This window comes from Panacagrimonas perspica (assembly GCF_004364935.1).
Classification (GTDB): domain Bacteria; phylum Pseudomonadota; class Gammaproteobacteria; order Nevskiales; family Nevskiaceae; genus Panacagrimonas; species Panacagrimonas perspica.
In genome coordinates this window covers 539,066-562,672 of sequence record NZ_SOBT01000008.1, presented here as the reverse complement: position 1 = coordinate 562,672, position 23,607 = coordinate 539,066, and the positions used below count along the sequence as shown (strand labels likewise).

21 protein-coding genes are annotated in these 23,607 nt (G+C 65.8%); 7 read left to right on the top strand and 14 right to left on the bottom strand.

What is annotated here, in order from left to right; translation table 11 throughout:
• Positions 1–92: 92 nt before the first annotated feature.
• Positions 93–2,828 (top strand): TonB-dependent receptor domain-containing protein, encoded by a 2,736-nt coding sequence (locus tag DFR24_RS02530; protein ID WP_162850993.1) that lies wholly within the window; start codon positions 93–95, stop codon positions 2,826–2,828.
• 109 nt (positions 2,829–2,937) lie between these two features.
• On the opposite strand, the gene DFR24_RS02525 is transcribed toward DFR24_RS02530, so the two are convergent.
• Positions 2,938–3,792, bottom strand: coding sequence for a TonB-dependent receptor (locus tag DFR24_RS02525; RefSeq protein WP_133879770.1), 855 nt, complete (start codon positions 3,790–3,792; stop codon positions 2,938–2,940).
• Positions 3,793–4,047: 255 nt separating this feature from the next.
• On the opposite strand from DFR24_RS02525, the gene DFR24_RS02520 reads away from it, so the two are divergent.
• Positions 4,048–4,791 carry a hypothetical protein gene (locus tag DFR24_RS02520; protein ID WP_133879769.1) on the top strand — a complete coding sequence of 248 codons (744 nt, stop codon included), beginning with the start codon at positions 4,048–4,050 and terminating at the stop codon, positions 4,789–4,791.
• Between the two features lie 107 nt (positions 4,792–4,898).
• Here the strand turns inward: DFR24_RS02520 and ffh are convergent, their stop codons facing one another.
• Together ffh and DFR24_RS02510 are read right to left on the bottom strand one after the other, a co-directional pair.
• Positions 4,899–6,263 (bottom strand): signal recognition particle protein, encoded by a 1,365-nt coding sequence (ffh, locus tag DFR24_RS02515; RefSeq protein ID WP_133879768.1) that lies wholly within the window; start codon positions 6,261–6,263, stop codon positions 4,899–4,901.
• A gap of 145 nt (positions 6,264–6,408) precedes the next feature.
• Positions 6,409–7,176, bottom strand: a complete 768-nt coding sequence (locus DFR24_RS02510; protein WP_133879767.1) for a 3',5'-cyclic-nucleotide phosphodiesterase — start codon at positions 7,174–7,176, stop codon at positions 6,409–6,411.
• Between the two features lie 140 nt (positions 7,177–7,316).
• On the opposite strand from DFR24_RS02510, the gene DFR24_RS02505 reads away from it, so the two are divergent.
• Entirely contained in the window at positions 7,317–8,102 is a 786-nt protein-coding gene (locus DFR24_RS02505; RefSeq protein WP_133879766.1) for a cytochrome C assembly family protein, read from the top strand.
• A 125-nt stretch (positions 8,103–8,227) separates the two neighbouring features.
• Positions 8,228–9,484 carry an HlyC/CorC family transporter gene (locus DFR24_RS02500; protein WP_281280161.1) on the top strand — a complete coding sequence of 419 codons (1,257 nt, stop codon included), beginning with the start codon at positions 8,228–8,230 and terminating at the stop codon, positions 9,482–9,484.
• An 85-nt stretch (positions 9,485–9,569) separates the two neighbouring features.
• Here DFR24_RS02500 and DFR24_RS02495 read toward each other — a convergent pair whose 3' ends face one another.
• The 10 genes from DFR24_RS02495 to DFR24_RS02450 form a co-directional block, all read right to left on the bottom strand.
• Positions 9,570–12,146, bottom strand: a complete 2,577-nt coding sequence (locus DFR24_RS02495) for an efflux RND transporter permease subunit (RefSeq protein WP_246051490.1) — start codon at positions 12,144–12,146, stop codon at positions 9,570–9,572.
• On the bottom strand, positions 12,143–13,150 hold the full coding sequence (locus DFR24_RS02490) for a WD40/YVTN/BNR-like repeat-containing protein (RefSeq protein ID WP_133879764.1): 1,008 nt from the start codon (positions 13,148–13,150) through the stop codon (positions 12,143–12,145). Before DFR24_RS02490 ends, DFR24_RS02495 begins: the two co-directional genes overlap by 4 nt.
• A gap of 56 nt (positions 13,151–13,206) precedes the next feature.
• Positions 13,207–14,412 (bottom strand): acetyl-CoA C-acyltransferase, encoded by a 1,206-nt coding sequence (locus DFR24_RS02485; protein WP_133879763.1) that lies wholly within the window; start codon positions 14,410–14,412, stop codon positions 13,207–13,209.
• Positions 14,413–14,425: 13 nt separating this feature from the next.
• Positions 14,426–14,884, bottom strand: a complete 459-nt coding sequence (locus DFR24_RS02480; RefSeq protein WP_133879762.1) for a MaoC family dehydratase — start codon at positions 14,882–14,884, stop codon at positions 14,426–14,428.
• Positions 14,885–14,891: 7 nt separating this feature from the next.
• Positions 14,892–15,689: an SDR family oxidoreductase gene (locus tag DFR24_RS02475; protein ID WP_133879761.1), complete on the bottom strand. Its 798-nt coding sequence runs from the start codon at positions 15,687–15,689 to the stop codon at positions 14,892–14,894.
• Between the two features lie 127 nt (positions 15,690–15,816).
• The gene (locus tag DFR24_RS02470) at positions 15,817–16,521 is read right to left on the bottom strand and encodes an FkbM family methyltransferase (protein WP_162850992.1); all 705 of its coding nucleotides are present in this window, start codon (positions 16,519–16,521) and stop codon (positions 15,817–15,819) included.
• A gap of 397 nt (positions 16,522–16,918) precedes the next feature.
• Positions 16,919–17,509 (bottom strand): M23 family metallopeptidase, encoded by a 591-nt coding sequence (locus DFR24_RS02465; RefSeq protein ID WP_210772560.1) that lies wholly within the window; start codon positions 17,507–17,509, stop codon positions 16,919–16,921.
• A complete protein-coding gene (locus DFR24_RS02460) occupies positions 17,506–18,465 on the bottom strand; it encodes a L,D-transpeptidase family protein (RefSeq protein WP_133879759.1) in 960 nt (319 codons plus the stop codon). Before DFR24_RS02460 ends, DFR24_RS02465 begins: the two co-directional genes overlap by 4 nt.
• Before the next feature lie 34 nt (positions 18,466–18,499).
• Positions 18,500–18,688 carry a hypothetical protein gene (locus DFR24_RS02455; RefSeq protein WP_133879758.1) on the bottom strand — a complete coding sequence of 63 codons (189 nt, stop codon included), beginning with the start codon at positions 18,686–18,688 and terminating at the stop codon, positions 18,500–18,502.
• Between the two features lie 60 nt (positions 18,689–18,748).
• Complete coding sequence (locus DFR24_RS02450; RefSeq protein WP_133879757.1) at positions 18,749–20,245, bottom strand: nitronate monooxygenase; 1,497 nt, start codon at positions 20,243–20,245, stop codon at positions 18,749–18,751.
• Positions 20,246–20,272: 27 nt separating this feature from the next.
• Here DFR24_RS02450 and DFR24_RS02445 point away from each other — a divergent pair, with 27 nt between their 5' ends.
• Together DFR24_RS02445 and DFR24_RS02440 are read left to right on the top strand one after the other, a co-directional pair.
• Positions 20,273–20,698 (top strand): MarR family winged helix-turn-helix transcriptional regulator, encoded by a 426-nt coding sequence (locus tag DFR24_RS02445; RefSeq protein ID WP_210772561.1) that lies wholly within the window; start codon positions 20,273–20,275, stop codon positions 20,696–20,698.
• A 172-nt stretch (positions 20,699–20,870) separates the two neighbouring features.
• Positions 20,871–21,122: a hypothetical protein gene (locus DFR24_RS02440; protein ID WP_133879756.1), complete on the top strand. Its 252-nt coding sequence runs from the start codon at positions 20,871–20,873 to the stop codon at positions 21,120–21,122.
• 66 nt (positions 21,123–21,188) lie between these two features.
• On the opposite strand, the gene DFR24_RS02435 is transcribed toward DFR24_RS02440, so the two are convergent.
• Complete coding sequence (locus tag DFR24_RS02435) at positions 21,189–21,881, bottom strand: hypothetical protein (RefSeq protein ID WP_133879755.1); 693 nt, start codon at positions 21,879–21,881, stop codon at positions 21,189–21,191.
• Between the two features lie 373 nt (positions 21,882–22,254).
• Here DFR24_RS02435 and DFR24_RS02430 point away from each other — a divergent pair, with 373 nt between their 5' ends.
• On the top strand, positions 22,255–23,601 hold the full coding sequence (locus tag DFR24_RS02430) for a phospholipase D-like domain-containing protein (protein ID WP_133879754.1): 1,347 nt from the start codon (positions 22,255–22,257) through the stop codon (positions 23,599–23,601).
• Positions 23,602–23,607 lie beyond the last annotated feature (6 nt).

Below are 23,607 nucleotides of genomic sequence, written 5' to 3'. Positions count from 1 at the left end.
CCATCTCGGGGAACATCATGAACTCGCTACTGCTACGCCGGCCCGGTTCTATCGCAGCATCCCTCCTCCTTGCTCTCGGCGCGCTGATATCGATGCCAGAAGCATCCGTGGCGCAGGACGAGGCGCCCGGAACATCCGCCCCACCGACGGCGCGGAGTCCGGCGCCGGCGGCGGAAGCGGACGCTGAAACCATCGTCGTCACCGGCTCGCGTATCCGGCGCAAGATCAACAAGGAGGGCCCCACGCCGGTCGCGACGATCACGCACGAGGAAATCGACAAGCTCGGCTACACGACGGTCGAAGAAGTGCTCGGCAACCTGACGTACAACGCCGGCGGCTCATTCGGCACCGGACAATCTTTCAGCTTTGCGAAGGGAACGCAGTCGGTGGATCTGCGCGGCTTCGGCGCTGGTCGAACCCTGATCCTTCTCGATGGCCGCCGCCTGCCGGTCTTTCCGCAAGGACTGGGCGGAACCGACGCATTCGTCGATCTGAGCATCATCCCGGCATCGCTCGTCGAGCGGGTGGAAGTGCTGCTCGACGGCGCTTCCGCCATCTACGGATCGGATGCGATCAGTGGCGTCGTCAACATCATCACGCGCAAGGACATCGAAGGATCCCAGATCATCGCGCGCTACAGCGACAGCGACGACGGAGGCGGCGCCAGTCGTCGCATCCAGTTCCTGCAAGGTCTGACCTCGGGCGAAACACGAATCCAGATCGTCGGCGATTACACCAAGCAGGACGTGCTCAAGTTCACCGATCGCAGCTTCTCGAAATCGGACTTCGACAACGGCGGCGTCGGCAGCGGATTCGGCAACACCTTCGTCGACGCCGAGACCGGCGACTCGCTGGCCATCGACCCCAACTGCGGCCTTCCCGGGGGCGCACTGGGCGGCCGCGGCGTGATCGACGGCGACCTGTGCCGTTTTGATCGTTCCGAATACCGCCAGTTCATTCCCGACAGCGAGAAAGGCTCGATCTTTCTGCGCCTGGATCGCAAGTTCGGCGAGATCAACAGCTTTGCCCGCTTCGGCGCCTATCGGAACAAGCTCGTGTTCCAGCAGGAGCCGAACGCATTCCAGGGCGGCGACTCGCTGGCGTTCACGCAGAACCGCATCTACGGCCCCGAGTACTTCGATCCCGATTTCGGACCGGGTTACGTCGCGCCGGGAGCCGTGAACAATCCCACCACCGGCACCGGCGACGAACGCGGCGGCTTCTTCCTGCGGCGCCTCGTGGAATTCGGACCGCGCGGCACCGACCAGACCACGCAGGCCTACCAGGGACTGTTCGGCCTGCAGGGCGAGATCGGTGCGTTCTCCTGGGAGGCCGGCGTCACGCACAACGAAGTCCGGCTGGAGTCGACGAGCCCGACGATCCTGAGCTCGGTGCTCGACAACGAGGTGTCGAACAACGGCCTGGATCTGTTCCAACGCATCCCCGATGCGATCGTGGCCAAGGCGAGCCACACGCAGTCGGAGAAGGCCGTCTCGCGCACCAGTGGTGTCGACGCGACGTTCAGCGGACCGTTGTCGTTCCTGCCGCTGCCGGGCGGAGACGTCGAGTTCGCGCTGCACGGCGACTTCGAGAAGCAGCGCTACAAGGACGAGTTCGACGCGATCTCCACGGCCGGCGACGTCTTCGACGGTGGCAATGGCGGTGGCGGTGATCGCAAGTACACCGGTGTCGGCCTCGAGTTCCGGATGCCGCTGCTGCAGAACCTCGAGTTCGGCGTCGCCGGTCGAGTCGACAGCTATGCCGACGACTCGGACACCGGCAAGGCCTTCAGTCCCAGCGTGCGCACGGCCTACCGGCCGGTGGAAATCGTTCTGCTGCGCGCATCCTGGGGCAAGAGCTTTCGCGCCCCGGATCTGCAGCGCCTGTTCGGCGCCAACACCAATGCCTTCGACGACGTCGTCGACACGCCGCTGTGCCTGGCCGCAGGCGGCACGCCCGGCAGCGGCGCCGACGTCTGCCTTCCGATCCAGAGCGTTCCGCTGGTCATCGGCTCCAATCAGAATCTGAAGGAGGAGACCGGCGAGAACTTCAACATCGGCGTGGTCGTGGAGCCCGTCCGCAACCTGACGCTGAATGTCGACTACTACGAGATCAAGGTCGATGACCTGGTGGCCGACCTGACTGCGCAACAGTTGCTGGATGTGTGCGCTTCGAGCGGTGCGTTCTGCGATCAGATCCAGCGCGCCGCCTCAGGCCCCAACGCCGGCTTTCTGGGCAGCCCGCAGACCGGTGGCGATCCCGGCGCCGTGATCCGTGCCAATGCGCTGAATCTGTCGAGCCAGGAGATCGAGGGCGTCGACGTGGGCGCGACCTACGTGATGCACGTCGATCACTACGGCACGTTCACGCACCAGTTCTCGTGGTCGCACGTGCGCTCGCTGAAGGTGCAGTCGCAGCCCGGCGACGATTACGTCGAACAGATCGGGTTCGGCCAGACGGTGCTGCTTCCGGAGGACCGTTACAGCTTCAGCACCGATTGGAACATCCTGAACTACGGCGTGACGGTTCGCATCGATCGCGTGGGCAAGTATCCGGGCTCGAACTCGCTGACCGAGCCGGCACGATCGGATGAGTTCGTCGACCCGTACACCACCGTCGATGTGCAGGGTCGTGTCGATTTCGGCACGTATGGATTGCTGAGGGTCGGTCTCGACAACCTCTTCGACGAGGACTTTCCGCTGGATCCGACATTCACCGCCGACGCCGGTACTCCCAACGTCCAGAACCAGTTCCTGGGAGAGGCGACGTCCTACTTCGCCAACCCTCTGGGTCGCTCTGGCTACGTCCAGTACGAGATCAAGTTCTGAGTCCGCCGTAGCCTCTGAGTCCGCCGCAACCGTAGCCCGGGTGAAACCCGGGATCCTGCTCGGTCGGACGGGAGAAGCCCCGGGTTTCACCCGGGCTACGCGGTGTACTTCAGAATCTCGCCAGCAGGCCGACGACGGCGATCAGGCGATCGTACTGATTGCCACCATCTCCATCGACGCTGATCGACTGCAACTGCGCATCAAGCGCCCAGTCCGGCGCGAAGCGCCAGTTCGCGCCGGCGGTCACGATGCGCGTACGCGCGTCCAGCCGGTACGCGACCCGGTCATCGAAAGCATCGTCGGGTTCGATGGCGTCCGCGATGGCGGCGATCCGCGGATTTTCCGATGACATCGAGAACGCATCGCCCGTCTGGTATTCGAAGGCCAGCAGCGTCGACACCGCGGGCGCCATCGACCAGTTCAGACTCGTCGCAAGCGACTGGCCGGACATGTCGAACACGCGGCCGTCCGCCTTGCGATGAAAGCCCTTGCCCTCGAGCCTCATCGAGATCGCGGTGGTGAGCTGCTGTGATACGAACGCGCCGCCGCGAAACTCGCTGCCGGTGCGGATTTCGCTGCCGTATTCCAGCCGCGCAATCGACGTCCATCCGGAGAACGTCGGCGTGAAGAAGCCGGGGTTGGGCTTCCACGCGGCGCGGACCAGGCCCAGCAGGCGAGCGTTGGAAAGATCGTCGAAGCGATCGTAGGCGTCGCCCTGCAACTGCCCGCGCAACGTCACCGACACCTGCTGGCCGACCGGCACGACGTAGTCCGCCGCCACCGACGCCGAGTAGAACGCGCTGTCGAACTTGTCGTCGTTGGCCTGCGCTGCGCCGACGTTGCTGTCGTAACCAATGCCGGCGCTGCCATTGATGCGCACACGCGCTGGCGCAGCCAGCGCCGACTCGCACATCAGACTGGCAAGGCCGATCACCAGCAGGATCCTGCGTCCCGGAACTTTCACGCGCTGCGTCTCCCAATTCGATGGAGGCTCGCGAACGACAGCGCCCTCGGGGTCGATCCACTTCATTGCGGCCACGCGGCATTTCGGGATCTGCACCGAACCGTTTCGCCAGCCGTCCGCAATTCTTGTCTTCGCGACGAATCCTTGTAAAGCGAACTCACGCACAGTTTCCTGTGTGCGCCGTCGGCGCATGTCGAGACGCCGTGTATGCTCGCGACAAATTCCGAAAGAGCCACGGCTCGACATCTCCACATCATGTCCAAGCGTATTTCAACCGAAGAATTCGACGAAGCCCGCCGCGCGTTGCTCGTCAAGGCGATGTCGCTCGGTCTGTTCGCCGGCGGCATGGGTTGGAATCTGCCCGCGCTCGCACAGCTTTTCGGTCGCGTTCCGCGAAAGCTGCCGGAAGGCCAGTCGATCTTCGAATTGCGCGGGGCAGTGCGCGTGAACGGCAGCCTGGCGACGCGCAATACCCGCATCGGTCCGACCGACAAGATCGAGACGGCGCAGGGTGCCTTGCTGATCGCGGCCATCGGCGGCACCGCGTTCATCATGCGCGAGCGCACGTCGCTGGAGCTCGAAGGAAAGGCCGCGCTGGTGCGCGGCATGCGCCTGCTCAGCGGAAAACTCCTCACCGTGTTCGGCAAGCGCAACCAGGGCGAGCACGCGCAGATGCGCACGGCAATCGCCACCATCGGCATTCGCGGCACCGGCGTGTACGCCGAAGCCGACCCCGAGAAGACGTATCTCTGCACCTGCTACGGCAACACCGACATCACGTCGGAACAGGATCCCACGCAGACGGAAAACATCGTTGCCACGCACCACGACGCGCCGCGCTATGTGCTGGCCGAACCGGACGCCGGCAAGCGCATCGTGCCGGCACCGTTCCTGAACCACACGGATCTCGAACTGATGACCATCGAGGCCATCGTCGGCCGCGAGGTTCCGTTCGGGCTCAGCGGCAACGACTACGAAGGGCCGATGCGCGATTACTGAGCGCTCGGGTCCCGGGTTTCACCCGGGTTACGGGCCGAGTAGCCCGGACGAAGTCCGGGGCTTTTCTTCAAGTCGAGAGTAATCCCGGACTTCGTCCGGGCTACGCGTTAGCGCGGCGGCATCATTCCCGGCGGCAGCTTTCCGCCGAGACGGCGCAGCATCTTCGCCATGCCGCCGCCCGCCATCTTCTTCATCAGATCGCGCGAAGTCTCGAACTGGCGCAGCATCTTGTTGACTTCCTGAACCTCGACACCGCTGCCGGTCGCGATGCGGCGCTTGCGTGACGCCTTGATCAGGTCGGGGAATTTTCGCTCCTGCGGCGTCATCGAATTGATGATCGCCACCGTGCGGCGGATTTCCTTCTCCGCGTTCACGTTCTTGAGCTGGGCCTGCATCTGCGCCCCGCCCGGCAACTTCTCGAGAATCGATTCGAGGCTGCCCATGCTCTGCATCTGCTGCATCTGCTCGCGAAAATCAGCGAGGTCGAAACCCTTCTTCGACGTCAGCTTCTTGGCGAGCTTCTGCGCCTGTTCGGCGTCGACCTTCTTGGTGGTCTCTTCGATCAAGGTCAGGACGTCGCCCTGACCGATGATGCGGTTGGCGATGCGATCCGGGTGGAAGACCTCGAGCTTGTCGGTCTTCTCGCCGACCCCGAGGAACTTGATCGGCCGGCCGGTGACGGTACGTACGGACAGCGCAGCGCCCCCGCGGGAATCGCCGTCGACCTTGGTCAGCACGACGCCGGTCAGCGGCAGCACATCGGCAAACGCCTTGGCCGTGTTCGCCGCGTCCTGGCCGGTCATGCTATCGACGACGAACAGGGTCTCGGTCGGCTGCACCGCCGCGTGCAGGGCGGCGATCTCCGCCATCATTTCCTGGTCGACCGTCGTGCGGCCGGCGGTATCGACGATCAGGACGTCGGCGAACTGCTTCCTGGCATACGCCAGCGCGTCCTTCGCGATCTGGATGGGATCCTGTCCGACCGCGGACGGAAACACGTCCACCCCGACGCCGGTGGCGACGATGCGAAGCTGTTCGATGGCCGCCGGTCGATAGACGTCGCAGGAGACGACGACGACGCTCTTCTTGTCGTCCTCCTTCAAGCGGCGCGCGAGCTTGGCGGTCGTCGTGGTCTTGCCCGAACCCTGCAGACCGGCCATCAGGATGACCACCGGCGGCTGAGCGCGAAGGTTCAGCGGCTCGCTGGTCCCGCCCAGAGCCTCGGTCAGCTCGTGCTGCACGACGCGCAGGAAGGCTTGTCCCGGCGTCAGCGATTGCGTGATCTCGGCGCCCAGGGCACGGGCCTTGAGCTTGTCGATGAAGCTCTTGATGACCGGAAGCGCGACGTCGGCTTCCAGCAGCGCCATGCGCAATTCGCGCGCAGCGGTATTGATCTGGTCTTCGGTGAGACGTCCCTGCCCGCGGATCGAATCGAGCGTGCGGGTCAGGCGTTGTGTCAGGGACTCAAACATGGATCTTCAAAGCAGAAAAGGACAGACCGCAAGCTTACGTGGCGCGGCGTCGCGAACCTAGCTGGCCGGCCGCCCGGACGACGTCCAGGATCGTCGGACGGGTGCCCGCGAGGCCCCCCGGCTACGGCGGCGCACCGGCTCCTGCTCAGACCTCGATGAGATCGCCCCGCTTCAGATGCCGGTAGTCCCAGCCCTCGAAAGCGCGGGCGCACTCGGCCTGCAGCACCTCTTCGCAGCCCGGCTTGCCGTGCGTCAGCAGCAGCTGCGGGCGATGCCGCAGCCGGCCGAGGTCGCGGCTCAGCAGCGTGGGGGTGTAGTGCCGGGAGATCACGCCCAGCTCGGCCTGCGCATCCGGAAACGCGACATCGACCATCAGCTTGTCCAGCCGCGGCAGGCTGTTGAGGACGTCCCACATCGGTTCACAGGCACCGGTATCCCCGGTGAACGCGAACACTCCGGTCTGCGACTTCAGCACGTAACCGACGGCCGGGATCGTGTGCAGGACACCGAACGACTGGATGCTGCGTCCGCCTCCCAGGTCATGGAGGTCGCCGACAGGCGACTCACGAAAGACGATCAGCGGATCCTGCGTCGTCGGCAGCGACGAAAAGTCCGGCCACAGCTGCCAGTTGAACAGGTGATGGCGAATGGTGGCGATGGTCTGGCGGATTGCCGTGACCTGGATCGGCTGCGAAACCTCGCCAAACAGGTTGTCGGCCATGAACGCCAGGCCGCACACGTGATCGAGATGCGCGTGCGTCAGGAAGACGCGGGAGATCAGGCGCATCTCGGGCAGGGACAGATCACCGACACCGGTTCCGGCATCGATCAAGACCTCTCCATCGAGCAGCAGACTGGTGGTCCGCAGGTCCGGCCCGACGCCACCACTGCAACCCAGCACTCTTATCCGCATGGTGCTCTCACGATGCCCACCCGATGCTAGCACGCGATCCGGGCCACTCCTGGCGCGCAACTGTGACCCGCCGCCCAGCACGTGCGCGACACGATGGCTCAGGGTCAGCAGCGGCGCGGATGGTATTCTCCAGCACATCCATGATCGCCCTGAGCCTGTCCACCCTGAGCCTTGCCGCGTACTTCGCGGCGGCTTACGCGCAATGGAACTGGAACGGCCGGCCGGCCTGGCTCGTTCCGATCGGAATCCTGCTGCACTTCGGCGCCCTGGCACTCAGCCTGATCCACGAAGGGAATCTGCGCATCGGTGTCACCGAAGCGGCCTCGCTGTTCGCATGGCAGTCGGCCCTGCTGCTCTGGCTCTTCTCGTTCCGCGAGCCGATCGCCATCAACGGCGTCGCGGTCTATCCGCTCGCCGGGCTCTTCGCGATCTGGGCGACGCTGGTCCCCTCGCCGGTCAGCACCGTCCAGGTCAGCGAATGGCAGGTCAGCGTCCATGTGCTGATGTCACTGCTCTCCGCCGGCCTGCTGACCCTGGCGGCCGTGCAATCGGTGGCGCTCGCCGTACAGGATCGCCTGCTGCATCGGCATCGGGTGGCACCCGCCGGCGGCCGCATGCCCGCACTCCAGACGATGGAGCGCGTGCTGTTCCAGCTGATCGCAGTGGGCTTTGGCCTGCTCAGCCTGACGCTGCTGTCAGGCCTGTGGTTCGTGCACGACTGGATGGCCCAGCACCTGGCTCACAAGACGATCCTGTCGATCACCGCATGGTTGATCTTCGGGACGCTGCTGTGGGGTCGCTGGCGTCACGGATGGCGCGGCCGGACCGCCATCCGGTGGGCGCTCGCGGGCTACGTAACGCTGATCCTGGCCTACTTCGGCAGCAAGCTAATTCTCGAACAAATCTTTGGGAAACATTGGGTTTGACGATAAACCTTATGCCCGCCCGGTTGACATCTTCAGTCCTCATTCAGTAACTACCGGGTTCTACGCCCGTCGGATTCCCACGCTTTTTGGAAACCATCCCGCTGCCTATCCTGATCACCGTTCTGGTGATCTGCATCCTGACCTCGGGATTCTTCTCAGGCTCGGAAACGAGCTTGATGTCGATCAACCGCTACCGGCTCAAGACGCGTGCGCAGAAGGGCCAACGCAGCGCCCGGATGGCCCAGCAGCTGCTCGAGCGGCCCGATCGCCTGATCGGCCTGATCCTGCTGCTCAACAACATCGCGCAGGCGCTGATCCCGATGCTGCTGCTGGCCATCGCGCAGCGCACGCTCGGCAATCCCGAATCCGCCATTCTGGTGGCGACGATCGGCACCGCGCTGCTGATCTTCATCTTCTCGGAGTCGATGCCCAAGACACTGGGCGCCCTCAACCCGGAGCGCCTGGCTCTTCCGGCCGCCTTCGTCTACTGGCCGATCCTCAAGCTGTTCGGCTGGCTGATCGACATCGTCAACTTCGTCGGCAACCGCATGATCCGCCTGCTCGGCGTCAGTCCCGAGGAAGCGGCGCAGCACAGCCTGTCGACCGAGGAGCTGCGCACCGTCGTGGCCGAGGCCGGCGCGATGATTCCGCAGCGCCATCAACGCATGCTGCTGTCGATCCTCGATCTCGAGAAGGGCACCGTCGAGGACATCATGGTCCCGCGCAACGAGATCGTGGGCGTCGACGTGTCGCTGTCCTGGGAACAGATCCGGGAGCAGATCATCTCGACGCAGCACACGCGGCTGCCGCTGTTCAGCGGGTCGATCGACGAACTCGTGGGCGTCATCCACGTGCGGCGCCTGATGCCGATGCTGGCCGACAACAAGCTCGATACGAAATCGCTGATCGAGCTCGCCAAGGAGCCCTACTTCATCCCGGAAGGCACGCCACTCAACCAGCAGTTGCTGAACTTCCAGAACCAGAAGCGCCGCATCGGCTTCGTCGTCGACGAGTACGGCGACATCCAGGGCCTGGTGACGCTGGAAGACATCCTCGAAGAAGTGGTGGGCGAGTTCACCTCCGACCCGGCCACCCGCATCAAGAACGTCTATGCGGATCCGGACGGCAGCTACCGGATGTCCGGCTCGGTGACGCTCCGCAGCCTCAACCGATCGCTGGGATGGAAGCTGCCCACCGACGGCCCGAAGACCGTCAACGGCCTGCTGCTCGAGAAGCTCGAGAACATCCCGCAGGCCGGACGCCAGGTCGAGATCGGGGGGTACCTGTTCGAGATCACCGAGACGCGCTCGAACGCGGTGCGCGCCACGCGCGTGCGGCCGCCTGCGAAGATGACCGAGAAGAAAAAGAAGAAGGCAGGCTGAGAGGGTCACCGTAGCCCGGACGAAGTCCGGGGTTCTTGCGGCTCGACGAAGCAGGATCCCGGACTTCGTCCGGGCTACGACGGGATCAAGCCGCCGCCTTGGCCGATGCCTTGAAGAACCACGCCCCCAGTGCCGGCAACAGGCACACGGCGCCGATCATGTTCACCAGGAACATGAAGGAGAGCAGCAGACCCATGTCGCCCTGGAACTTCAGCGCCGACAGCGTCCACGTTCCGACCGCCACCGACATCGTGATCGCCGTGAACACCGCCGCCGTCCCGCGCGTGCGCATCGCCTCGTAGAAGGCGTCCTGGAAGTTGCGGCCGTCGCGCATGTCGTGCTGGATGCGCTCGAATAGATAGATGCCGTAGTCCACGCCGACGCCCACACCCAGCGCGATCACCGGCAAGGTCGCCACCTTCAGGCCGATGCCGAGCAGCGCCATCAGCGCGTTGCAGAAGATCGACACGATCGTCAGCGGCACCAGCACGCACAGCGTCGCCTTGAGCGAGCGGAACGTCAGCAGGCACAGCACGGCCAGCGCGCCGAAGATCGCCAGCAGCATCGTCTCCTCGGCCTCGGCCACCGCCTCGTTGGTGGCCGCCATCACGCCGACGTTGCCGGAGGCCAGGCGCATGTTGACGCCCTGCACCGGATGGTCCGCGATGAAGCGCTTGATCTCGGCGATGACGTGAGCGACGGTCTGCCCGTCGTGGCCTCTGGTGAAGATCAGGACCTGGATCGCCTTGCAGCCCTCGTTGTTGAAACCCAGGTTGGGATCGAAGGCCTTGGATCCGGCCGACAAGCCCGCCTGCGAACGAGGCAGCGCGCGCCAGCGTGGATTGCCTTCGCTGAACGCCGAGATGATCAGGCGGCCGATGCCGGCCACGCTGAGCACCGACTGCACACCATGGACCCCACGCAGGTAGAGCTCGAACTTGTCGATCGTGCTGATGACGTCGTAGTGCAGGCAGGACTCGCCTTCGAACTCCTTGGCTTCGACGATCACCGTCAGCACATCGGTCCCGATGTCGTAGCTCTTCGCGATCTGGCGGTTGTCGCGGTTGTAGCGGGAGTCGGCGTGCAGTTCCGGCACGCCGTCGCCGGAGTCGCCGATCACCAGGTTGCGCGACATCACGGCGGAGCCCGCGAGCAGCGCCAGCGTCACAGCGAAGATGCCGACCGCGATGCGCGGTTCGGCGCAGCGCGCAATCCCGCGCCAGATCGCCACCATCAGCGCCGATTCCGGCTTCAGCGAGTGCCGGCGGCAGTAGTCCTCCAGCTTCACGTGCGTCAGGCAGATCGGCAGGATCATCTTGTTCGTGACGATCATCAGCAGCACGCCCAGGCAGGCCGTGATGCCCAGCTCCTTCACGATCGGGATGTCGATGAACATGATCACCGCGAAGCCCAGCGCATTGGTCAGCAGCGCCACGGCACCCGGAATGAACAGCTTCGAGAACGCCGCGCGCGACGCATCGTTGGCGCTGGCACCCGCCACCACTTCCTGGCGCCAGGCGTTGGTCATCTGCACCGCGTGCGACACGCCGATCGAGAAGATCAGGAAGGGCACCAGGATCGACATCGGATCCACACCGAAGCCGATCATCGGCAGGATGCCGACCAGCCACAGCACCGGCAGCAGCGCCACGACCATTGCCACCAGCGTGAGCTTGAGCGAGCGCGTGTAGCCGAACAGCAGTGCCAAGGTGATCACGAAGGCGAGCGCGAAGAACGCGAACACGCCGAGCAGCCCCATGATCACGTCGCCCAGCAAACGCGCGAACCCGATGACGTTGACCTCGATGTCCGGGTTGAATTCCGGATTCTTCACGATCTCGACGTCGAGCTCGTCGCCCCTGAGCGTGTAGCTCTCGGCACCGTCGGCGCCCTCGGCGGTCTTGAGCACCTTGAAGCTGTTGAAGCGCAGCAGCGGACCGTAATCGACGAAGCCCTCCAGCACGGTTTCGCCGGCCTTGAACGGCCCGCTGTCCGCTTTCATCTTGTAGACATACTTGTTCGGATTCTCGAAGCGGCCGCGAATCTCCGACAGCCGCGCCTGGACTTCCCAGTAGTCGACACGCTGGCCTTCCTGCCCCTTGCTCGGATCGTAGTCCTGCAGATCCGCGCGGATCATCGCGGCCTTCAGGTCATTGGCCACCAGCAGGCCGATCTGTCCGGACAGCCGCACGTTCTTGCGGATCTCCTCGAGTTCCTCGGGCTGGCCGGAGTAGCGCGGCGGCACCACCGGCGCGCCGTTGAAGCCGTCCTCGGTGATCTCGATGTAGTACGTGCTCGGCGTGAAGATCGACGAGACCTTCGTGCGATTGATGCCGGGAATGAAGAACACCTCGTCGGTGGTCTTCTGCAGCGCATCCATGAAGGGCTTGTTATAGATCTCGCCCTCGCCCTTCCAGCGCACGTTGACCAGCAAGGTGTTCGCGCCGGAGAAATCGCGCATGTAATCCATCATCGTGCGCATGTACGGATGCTCGATGGGGATCAGTTTCAGGAATCCCGGATCGAGCTGCACGCGCGTGGCGCTCCAGCCGAAGAACACCGTCATCGCGAAGAACAGTACCGACAGCGGATGACGCCACGCGACCAGTCGCCGGGCAAAGCCGTCGACGACGCGCTCCATGCGTCCCGCAGCGGCGCTCACGACTTGCCTCCAGGCTTTCGCAAACCCACGCCCGACTCGCCGGCCACCAGCCAGCCGTCGCCTTCTGCCGGCAGCACGGCGATCAGGCGATTGCGTTCACCGGCCAGTGCGATCGCGAACGTCTTGCCGCCATCGGTCGAGCGCAGCACGGTTTCGTTCTCGCCCACCAGCACGATCGAGCCGTCGTCGTCGACGGTTCCGCCGAACAGCGAGATCTTGCCGGGCACCGCGGCCTGCACCCAGGTGTGCCGGTCGTGCGTGACGAAAGCGTTGCCCCGCATTCCATACACCAGAAGCCCGTTGTCCTTGAGCGCCAGTGCACCGAAGAACGAGCCGGCGTAGATCTCCGGCAGTGCCGTCCAGGTCGCACCGTTGTCGCAGGACAGTGCCAGCAGCCCGCGCTCGCCGGCGATCAGCAGGTTGCCGTCGCCGAGCCGGGTCATGTCGTTGAGATGGCGATCGCCCAGCGCCTCGTGCGTGGCGCGTTGCCAGGTCTTGCCCTCGTCCGTCGACGTCAGGTACTGGCCGAATCCGCCGATCGCGAACAAGGTGCCGTCGTAGGGCCCGGCGAGCGCCAGCAGCGGCTCGGATCGCTCCGCGTCGAACATCACCTCCTTCCAGGTCTCGCCGCCGTCTTCGCTGCGCACGATCCAGCTTTCGTGACCGACGGCCAGCGCCACGGTATCGCTGACGAACAGCACATCGTTGAAGTTGGAGCCGCGTTGCGGCTCGACCTTGGCGTCGTGCCAGGGTCCCTGTTCGCTTTGCGCCACCAGGATGTGGCCCTGCTCGCCAGCGGAGAGCCAGCGCGATCCGTGGTGCGCGATCTGCGTGACCAGCAGGTCGTTTGCGTGAACCACGGTGGCCGGTGCCGGCGGATACGTGCGCGGTGCGAACGAATACACGGCGGACGCCGCCACGATCAGCGCGACGCCGTACGCGGGCCAGCCCGCGATGAAACCGCGGTGTTTCCGGCACGAGCTCAGGGCCCCACGCTGCGTCATGCTGCCTCCTCCGTTCGCCGCGCGATCCCTGCCGCGTCGGCGCAATCGACCCGGCTTTACGCCACGACTTCGAACAGTGCCGCCGCGCCCATGCCGCCGCCGATGCACATCGTCGTCACCACGTACTTCACACCGCGCCGACGGCCCTCGATCAGCGCGTGCATCGCCAGCCGCCCGCCGCTCATGCCGAACGGGTGGCCGATCGAGATCGCGCCGCCATTCACGTTGAGACGATCGTTGGGGATGCCGAGCTTGTCGCGGCAGTAGACCACCTGCACCGCGAAGGCCTCGTTGAGTTCCCACAGCCCGATGTCCGACACCTTCAGGCCGTGCTTGGCGAGCAGCTTGGGCACCGCGAACACGGGACCGATGCCCATCTCGTCCGGACGGCATCCGGCCACCGCGGTGCCGCGATAGATGCCCAGCGGCTTGAGTCCACGGTGCTTGGCCTGCGCAGCACTCATGACCAGCACGGCGGCCGCGCCGTCGGAGAGCTGCGACGCGTTGCCGGCGGTGACGTTGCGGCCTTCCTTGATGACCTGCCCGTTCTTCCATACCGGCTTGAGCGCCGACAGGCTCTCCAGCGTCGTCTCGGGGCGATTGCCTTCGTCGCGCGACAGGGTCACGGATTCCTTCGTCGTCGGATTGCCTTCCTTGTCGAAGAGCTGCTTGACTGTCGTCAGCGGCACGATCTCGTCGGCGAACGCACCAGCCTTCTGGCCGGCCGCGGTGCGCTGCTGGCTCTGCAAGGCGTATTCGTCCTGCGCCGCGCGCGAAATGCCGTAGCGCTCGGCCACGGTCTCCGCGGTCTCGATCATCGGCATGTAGGCGTTGGGCTGGAGTTCCAGCACCGCCTGCGACTGCGCGCGGTAATTGTTCTTGTGGCTGTTCTGCACCAGCGACACCGACTCGACGCCAGCCGCGACGACGATGTCCTGCTCGCCCGACATCACGTTGCGCGCCGCGATGCCGATGCTCATCAGTCCCGACGAGCACTGGCGGTCCACGGTCATGCCCGCCACCGTCTCCGGCAGGCCGCCGGTGTAGACGCAGAGACGGCCCAGGTTGTGCGCCTGCGTGCCCTGTTGGACGACGGCGCCCAGGATCACGTCGTCGATCTCCTTGGGATCCACGCCGCTGCGCTCGACGACGGCGCGGATCACGTGGCCTCCGAGCACCGGCGCCTCGGTGTCGTTGAAGGCGCCGCGGAAGGCACGGCCGATGGGGGTACGGGCGACGGCGACGATGACAGCTTCGTTCATGGGGCTATCCGGCTCAGAAGTAGTAACGCGCGATGGTATCTGCGACGCAGCCCGGCTTGTCGCCGTTCTCGATCTCGACGGTGACCCGGATGTTGGCCTGGATGCCGCCATCCCTGGTGACATCTGCGGATACCAGCAGCGCGTGCGCGCGAATGCGATCGCCGACCTTCACCGGCGCCGGAAAGCGCACCTTGTCGGTGCCGTAGTTGACGCCCATGCGCATGCGCAGCTCGAGCAGTTCGGGCATGAAGCGCGACACCAGCGACAAGGTCAGATATCCATGCGCGATGGTCGCCCCGAACGGCCCGTCCTTTGCACGCTTCGGATCGACGTGGATCCACTGGTGATCGTCGGTGGCGTCGGCAAACAGGTTCACGCGTGCCTGGTCGATCGTCAGCCACTGGCTGACGCCCAGTTCCTGGCCGACGCGCGAGAGCACGGAATCGGTGGAGTCGAACACGGTCTTGGTCACGGAATTCTCAGGGGTGCTGGCTGGAGGCGGAGATCGTCTCGCCGACGAGATAGGAGGCGTAGTCCGAAGCCAGGAACACGATCACGTTGGCGATCTCCCACACCTCGGCCGCGCGCCCAAAGGCCTCGCGGCTGGCCAACTGCTGCAGCAGCTCGGCCGGCGCAGTCTTCTTCAGATGCTCGTGGAACGCGATCGACGGCGACACCGCGTTGATGCGCACGCCGAACTCCGCGGCTTCCAGCCCCGAGCAGCGCGTCAGCGCCATCACGCCAGCCTTGGCCGCCGCGTAGTGAGCCTGCTCCTTCTGCGCCCGCCAGCCCAGCACCGAGGCGTTATTGACGATGGCGCCGCGCCCGCGCGGCTGCATCTTCTTCAGCATCGCGCGCGTCATGCGGAACGTGCCGGTGAGCGTGACGTCGAGCACCTTGTGCCACTCGTCGTCGGTCATGTCGACGACGCGTCGCGAGCCGCCCAGGCCGGCGTTGTTGACCAGCACGTCGACCCCGCCGGTTCGGCTCTCGGCGAACTCGACCAGTGCCTGCACTTCGGGTTCAAGCGTCACGTTGGCGAGCTGCCCTTCGATCTGCCGGTCGGCGAAATCCTTGCGCAGCGTGGCGACGGCCTCGTCGAGGCGTCGCGGATGGATGTCCGCGATCACCAGGGCGCGCGCACCTTCTTCGAGGACGCGCCGAGCGGTGGCGAAGCCTATGCCGCCGCCCGCGGCAGCCGTGATCAGCACCGAGCGGCCGGACAGCAGGCCATGCGGCGGTACGTACGGCGGCGGGTTGCTCGAGGATGGGTTCATGCAACGTCCCTGTCGGATCGTCGCCAGTGTCCGCCAGCCGACAGGGTCCGGCTTCAGCCGGAAGGACGAGGAATCCCGCCAGGGGGCCTGTGCGGGTTCCCCCGACGGTCCGTTCGCGCCAAAGAGATCAGGCCGCGACGGCGCCCCAGGCCAGGCGTACCGCGCGAAGCTGTTCCAGTCGCTCCGAGGCCACCGCGATGCAGCTGTTCGGCTTGTACCAGATCAGCTCGTAACCCTGCGCCTGCAGGCAGATCGTGCAATCGCGTCGCAGGTCTTCGCCGTGCACCGCCAGCATCACCACCGGCCGATGTTCGTGCAACGTTCGTCCGGCGCCGCGCAGCGCCGACAGTTCCCCGCCTTCGATATCCATCTTGATCAGCGTCGGCGGCGCGCTGTTGCCGTCCGCCCAGATATCGTCGATGCGGGTCACCCGTACGCTGGTGCCGCCGCCTGCGCCCAGTGCGCCGCGTCCGCTGCCCTTGGCGGCTGCGAACGTCGCCCGCCCGGCATGCTCGCCGACGGCTGCCTCGACGAGTTCGGCATTGCCGCAGCGGTTCAGGCGCAGATGGCGTCGCAGAAAGCGCAGATTCACCGGCAATGGTTCGAAGGCGACGACGCGACCTGTCGGGCCCAGGTATCGCGACATGACCACCGCGTAGTAGCCCACGTGCGCGCCGACGTCGTAGAAGGTGTCGCCGGGAGCGGCGAGTGCGCGAAGCCGCGAGATGTAACGCGCGTCGTAGTCGCCGCGCAGATAACGGACACCGCAGAACGCACCCCACAGGCAGCCCTTCAGAGGCCCACCCTGGATTGGCACCATGACGAAGGCCAAGACCCGCTTCAGGCCGTAACGGAAGGCGGCCCAGCGGACTGAAAGATGCGCGTGCATGGGCGCGGAGCCGTCGGAAACGTCGCAAGAAGAGGAGTTGCCACGCTACGCATCCGCGATGACGGACGCGTGGCAGTTTGTCGATGGCGGGATATCACGTCAGCGCCCTGCGCCTCGCGTAGCGCCTCGTGACCGGGGTGCTCGCAGCGCGCGATGCGCGTGCCCCGCACGGCGATGGCCATCAGCAGTGCGCCGGCGATCCGTTGCCAGCGGAGACGAGCGTCGGCCACGCCCGATTCCGGATGAGGCGGCGCCGCTGCAGCCACGGTTCAGGCGCGAGCGCTGCGCCCGGAAGTCCCGCTTCAGCGGGAGATCCGCACTACTCCTTGACGGCCGCCGTCTACCGGAACAGCGACAGCGGACGGATCGCCCGTCCCTTCCACCACTGCTTCTCGGGCCCCAGTTCGAACACCGCGAAGTGCAGATGCGGTGTTGCCGGATTGGCGTTGCCGGTGCTGCCGACGAACCCGATCGGGTCGCCGCGCTTGAGGAGCTGACCCTCGGCGAGGCCGTCCGCGTAAGCCTCGAGGTGCGCGTAGTAGTAGGCGACGCTGCGCGTGCGGTCGAACTGGTAGACCGTGATACCACCGGGCTTGCTCAGGAACAGCTTGACGACCACGCCATCGTCGACCGCAACGACCGGTGTCCCGCGCGGTGCGAGGATGTCGATGGCTTCGTGCGAACGATCGCTGCCGCGTTGATCGGTGAACGTGTCGACCAGCTGCGCCGGTGCGATGTCCTTCACCGGCACGCGCAACGGCAGCGCGGGACGGAGGGCCTGCGCCACCGATGCGGAGATCTCTCCCGACCGCGCTGGAAATTGCTCGCCTATCGACGTTCCGGCAGGTGCATCGGCGGCGCCGCTGCCCATCGCGACGGTGCTCAGCATCACGGCAATGACCGCCCTCCAGCCGGCGAGCCGTGCCGTCACGGCTGCAATCGGGCAGCCATGCCGGGTGAAACGGATTCGGCGAGCGTCATCGCATCCCAGTTGGTCAGCCGGATGCAACCGTGCGATTGCGTCTTCGAGATTTTCGAAGGTTCCGGTGTGCCGTGGATGCCGTAGTGCTTCTTGCTCAGATCCACCCACACGACGCCGACCGGATTGTTCGGGCCGGCCGGGATCACCGCCTTGGCGTGATCCGAGTCCGCGTCCCAGAACAGGTCCGGGTTGTATTTGAAAACCGGATTGCGGCCCACGCCGTTGATCTTCCAGCGTCCGATCGGCAGCGGGTCGTGGCGGCTTCCGGTGGACGCCGGAAACTGCGCGAGCACCTTGCCCTGTTCGTCCTGGAGAGAGACGGTCGATGACGATTTGTCGACGACCACCGACTTCGCGCCTTCGATCTTTCCCGGCGGCACGACGTTGGGGACGAGAATCTCCTCGCCGACCTTCCTCAGGTCCTTTCCGGGGTTGAGCTGCACGAGCAACGCCGGCGCGACGTGGAAGCGCTCGCCGAGGGCCTCCTCGATCGAGGAGTAACCCAGCGACGGCAGCCTCGACTGCTCCATCATGTCTTGCGGCACCGGTGTGAACGGGCCGGCGACATCGGCATCGATGATCCGGTACTGCGCGAGCGTGGGCGCGGTGTCCTGGTCGAGGGCCTGCCAGGTCGCCTCGTCGACGATGCCCGTCATCGGCAGCGAGCGACTTTTCTGGAACCCGCCGATCGCGATCTTCATCGTCGTGCCGTACTGCCCGTCGATCTCGCCCGGGGAGAAACGCAGACGATCGAGCCGGATCTGCGCCCGCATCGCGGCGGCGCCGGCCGACTTCGGTCCGATCTTCTCGATGCTCGTCGCCAGAACCTGCTCGGGTGTGAAGGTGGGCGTCTGCGCCGTTGCCGCAGCCGATACGCAGAAGAGGAACAGCGCGCAGCACTTCATCGCGGGGCCGCGGCCCGCAACCGCTTGGCTCCGCTCACGAGTGCGACGAATCCGAAATGCCGGGATCCATCCGGCGGCCTTCGTTCTCGCTCAGGCGATCACGACCTTCGACCGCTTCGTCCGGACCTTCGTCCGGCGCGCGATCCGGATCGACCGGCAGACGTCGATCCTTCGGCGCCGGGCGATCCTTATTTCGCAGCTGCGACTCGGGTGGCTTGTTCATGACGGCATCTCCTGAAAGAGGAATTCCGTCCAGACATAGCCCCCGCAACCGAACCGGAACTTAATCCGCGCCGGCTCCCACCCGTTCGATGTTTCGCAGGTGCGAGTCCAGCATCGCGCGCAGGTCCGCATGCAGGGCATCGTCCGCGATTCGCGGCAACATCTCCTGCAACTTGCGCACGACCCATCCCTGTCCACGATTGAGGAATGCCAGCCGCTCGGTGATATCGGCGATCGCCATCGCCTTGCCCAGAAACGCACCGGTTGCGCGCGACGGCTCGGCGCTCGATGCGCGCAGCGCGCGCGTCAGAACGGCGCACCAGCGAGCTTCATCGCGCTGGATGTCGAGCACGAGCTGCCGCGTCGCGCCCTCGGGAAGCTGGGCCGCCGTCAGCATCGCGACGCGCGCGCCGGCACGCTCGGCCTCGAGCAGCGTGTTGAGGGCCTCGACGCAGGCATCGCGGCTCCAATGTCCGAGGTGTTCGGGCGCCAGTTCATGCAACTGGCATGGCGGTGACGATGCGATTCCCTGCGGTGCCCTCGCCGTCGCGCCGCTGGCCACCTGCGATGCGGCCTGCGTCACGATCTCGCGCAGCCGTTCGGCCGCGAAGACGACCCGATGAATGCGATCGACGCCATTGCCGGCGTAGAGCGCCATCGCCTCGAAGTCGCCCGTCATCGAGCGCAACGGCGAATCGGTACTGAAGAGATAGATCGGCCGGCCCTCCTCGTCTCCGATCACCTGGTGCGCCGGCGTGTCCGGATCTCCGCGCTCGCCGCGCGTCACGCTGTTGGACAGGACGCGCACGTGCGCCTCCCGCGGCCAATTGATGTGGAACGCGTCGGTCAGCCGGGTTTCGCTCGTCCGGCCTTCGACGAGGCGCTGCTTGTGGAAGTCATGGGCGAAGGATTCCTGCGTGGCCGCGAACGCGGTTCCGATCACCGCGCCCTGCGCACCGAGGGCCATCACCGTCGCAACGTCCTGGCCATCGGCGATTCCTCCGGCGGCGAGCAGCGGCAGCCGTTCGATGGCGCCGGCCACCTGCGGTAACAGGTCCATCAGGGCCACTCGCCCGCGTACGTGCCCTCCCGCCTCGACACCTTGCACGATCAGGGCGTCGGCGCCCGCGATCTGCGCCGCGAGTGCCTCCTCGAGCGATCCCACCTGGCAGACCACGACGATGCCAGCCGCTCGCAACCGCTCCACGAGGCCGGGCATCAGGCTCCAGAACAGGGCCACCACCGGCACCCGCAGCTCGATGCAGACGGCGATCTGGGCCTCGAGCAGCGCGGCAGGCGTCGCAGCCGGAATCAGGTTCACACCGAACGGCAGGTCGGTCTGCGCACGCACGGCCTCCACTTCGGACCGGATCAGCGCAACCGGTTCGCGGACCATCCCGAGAAAACCGAAGCCCCCGGCGCGCGTGACCGCCGCCACAAGTTCGGATCGCGCCACGCCTCCCATCCCCGCCAGCACGATCGGCCACGTGCAACCGAGCAGATCGCAGACCGGCGTTCTCAGGGTGGCCGCCAACGGCCATGCAGATTCATCTCGCATGCCGTTTTATATCACGCCGCGATATAGTTGTTCATGAGCATGAAAAAGCCCGCGGCGCCCGCCGCCATCACCCGGAAGCAGTTCGAGCAGCTGGCAACTTTCCGCTACCAGCTTCGGCAGTTTCTGCGCTTCAGCGAGCAGGTATCGCGCGAACACGGCATCACGCCGATCCAGTATCAGTTGATGCTGCAGATCCGCGGATTTCCCGAACGCGACTGGGCGACGGTCGGAGAACTCGCCGAGCGCCTGCAGACCCGGCATAACGCGATGGTGTCGCTGGTCACCCGATGCGAGGCGCTCGGGATCGTCGAACGGACCCGATCCGAAACCGATGGACGAGCCGTGCACGTGATGTTGACGAAAAAGGGCCTGCAAATCCTCGACCGGCTGGCCCCGCTGCACCACGCCGAACTTCAGGCTCTGCGCGACGTGCTGGCGCCGGCCTCGCGTTGAGTTCGCTGATGTCCATCGGCCCTGCGCCGAAACGCGCTTCGGACGTCGTCCGCAGCGGTGGCGGCGATGGCCCTCTCACCGCCGATGGGTCGCCTTTCCGCTGGCGGTCCTGGCTTTCGCTTCGATGGCCGACGCGCTGGCGCTCGCAAGAGATTCGGAGGATCTCGCAAGCTTGGCCGCGCGCGCGATGACCTGGGGCGTGGCGCTCGGATTCTTCGCGTCGGGGACGGGCGTGATCGAGATTCTTCTGCGCCGAATCCCGCCGGCCGGCTTCGTCCGGCTGGTGATGCACGCCGGCGCGGTTCACGCCGGGTTGATCTGCTGCCTCGTCAGCCTGCTGATGCGCAAACCCGGCGGCCCTTCGCTGGCCGCCGCACTCGTCGGATTCGCGGGCACCGCCATTCTGGGGTCGGGAGGCAGCTAGGCCTTGCTCTTGCACTCCGGTTCACTCAAAGCCGCAGTGGTTCGTCCTAGCCGCGAGCGACGCCGGCTACATCTCTCCTCGCGTCGAATCCGGTCGCACGCGATCGATGGACCGCCGGCAGCCGCACCGCGGATCGCTGCAAGAGCAGGCACGCGAAGATCCCGCCCGATGACGCGGCGCAGCGATCGGCGCAGGTGCGGAGGCCTCCACCATCAGCTCCCGGGCGGGCGTATCGGAAGCGGCCAGCAGCGGCGTGGAAACGGACGGATCGCCGCCGCCCACCACCGTCGGGACCGCCGCCGTCGTGACCGGTGCCGGCGGTTGCGCGGACCCCTGCCCTGTCGGCGCCGGGCTCGCCACGGCGACGTCGACAACCGGGACCTGTGCGATCTCCGACGTCCCAACGACTTCGTACACCGCCCAGCCCGCGATCAGCGCATAGCTGATCCACATCCAGTTGACCCGGTCGGCTCGCAACGTCGCCGCCAGACTCTGCCTGGACGCCGGGTCGGTCATCACGGAATTCTCAGCGCCAGCTGGCGGCGCCTCGAACGCAACCTGCTGTGTCGACGACCGCTGCGACTTCTCGTACCAGCGAGCGCGTGCCTGTTCGAGCGAACGATGCCGGGCTCCCTGCCGGGCCACGACGGCGCCGGATACAAGGCCCAGGACAACCGACCACGTCGTGCCGAGCCCTGCCCATTCTCCCAGCGCAAAGGCGACCAGCACCACGATGATCGCTGCGAAAGCCCTGCTCAATGCGCTGTGCATAGCGCGTCCCCTGTCCGGCCGTTGCGGTTGTTGCCAGCAGCCAAAGCGCGAAGTGTGCCAAGCGAAATTCCCGCAATTTTCCCGCACATTCCAGTGGATGCGTCCGAATTTCTGCCTGCATGTCGCAACGCGCTGCGCGGGGACGGCTGGCGTTCTGCAACTGCGAAATGCGGTGTTCGCTTCCTCGTGGCCCGAGGCCGCTTTATTGCTACGCCCCTATGAGACGCCGCCGGCTGGTCGGCTCTTCGCGCGACCACCGGACTGATCACGATGACGACGATGAAGGAGAAGAGACGATGAAGCGGTGGTTCCTCGTTGAAGCGCCACGCGGTCTTGCTTTTTCTCCGGCCGACCTCTGATCGTGCTCGAGCGCCGCCTCGCGCATCTCCACGCGGACGATCTTGAGTCCGCGTCTTCTCCCGGTGCCGCCGTGCACGCGGCCGATTTGCGCCAGTCCGTCTTTCGTGGTCTCGACGTCATGAGCGCCGCGCGTTCGGACGACGATCCGCCTTCGTTGCGAGAGCACCTGGACTGCGAGGCCCGCCTCAATCCGCGACAACCGCTCATGGACGGCAATCGCGTCACGCTGCTGCAGAACGGTCCTGCGACTTACGCGGCGATGCTCGACGCGATCGAGCGAGCGCGCAGTCACGTGAACCTCGAGACCTATATCTTCGACGACGGCGTCGTGGGGCGGCATTTCTCGAGCGTCCTGCAGAGCGTCGCCCGCGCCGGCGTACGTGTGACCCTGATCTACGACAGCATCGGCACGCTCGGCGTGCCGGGATCCTTCTTCGACGCCTTGCGATCGGCAGGCGTGCGGCTGCTGGAGTTCCATCCGATCAATCCCGCGGCGAAGAATCCGCGGCTCTGGCGGATCAACAACCGCGATCACCGCAAGATGCTGATCGTCGACGGTCGCATCGCCTTCGTCGGCGGCATCAACATCAGTGATACCTATTCGAGCGTTCCCTCGGCGCGGCACGCACCCGGTTCCAACGGCGACGTCATCGACGCCGGCTGGCGCGATACCCATCTGCGAATCGAAGGCCCCGCGGCCGCGCAGTTCCAGGATCTGTTCGTCGAGACCTGGCGGCGGCATTCGGACGAGCCGCTCGACCCGTCCGGCTTTTTCCCGGACCCGATCCCCTCGTCCGGCCACGCCCGCGTGCGCGCCATCGGCAGCGTCTACGACGACCAGAAGAATCCGATCTTCGCGACGCTGATCTCGGCCATCGATCACGCGCAATCGCACGTCAATCTCACGGTCGCCTACTTCGCTCCGGATCGCCGTCTGCTGCGCTCGCTGACGCGCGCCGCGCGCCGCGGCGTGAAAGTGCGCATGGTGCTTCCTTGCAAGGCGGATTCGTGGGCGATCTTCCACCTCGGGCGCTCGTACTACGGACGCCTGTTGCGCGGCGGCGTCCAGGTCTACGAACGCCAGGGCCCGGTGATGCATTCGAAGACGGCGTCCGTCGATGGCCTGTGGTCCACCGTCGGTTCCGCGAATCTCGACTGGCGCAGCATGCTGCACAACAACGAGGCCAATGCCGTCATCGTCGATCGTGCGTTCGCGCGGCAGATGAACCGTATGTTCGAGGACGACATCGCGGTCTCGGTGGCGTTCGAGCGGCGGCGGTGGCGGCGGCGGTCGTGGTGGCTGCGTGCACAGGAATTCGTGTCGCGCCTGATGGCGTATTTTTTGTAGCCCGGA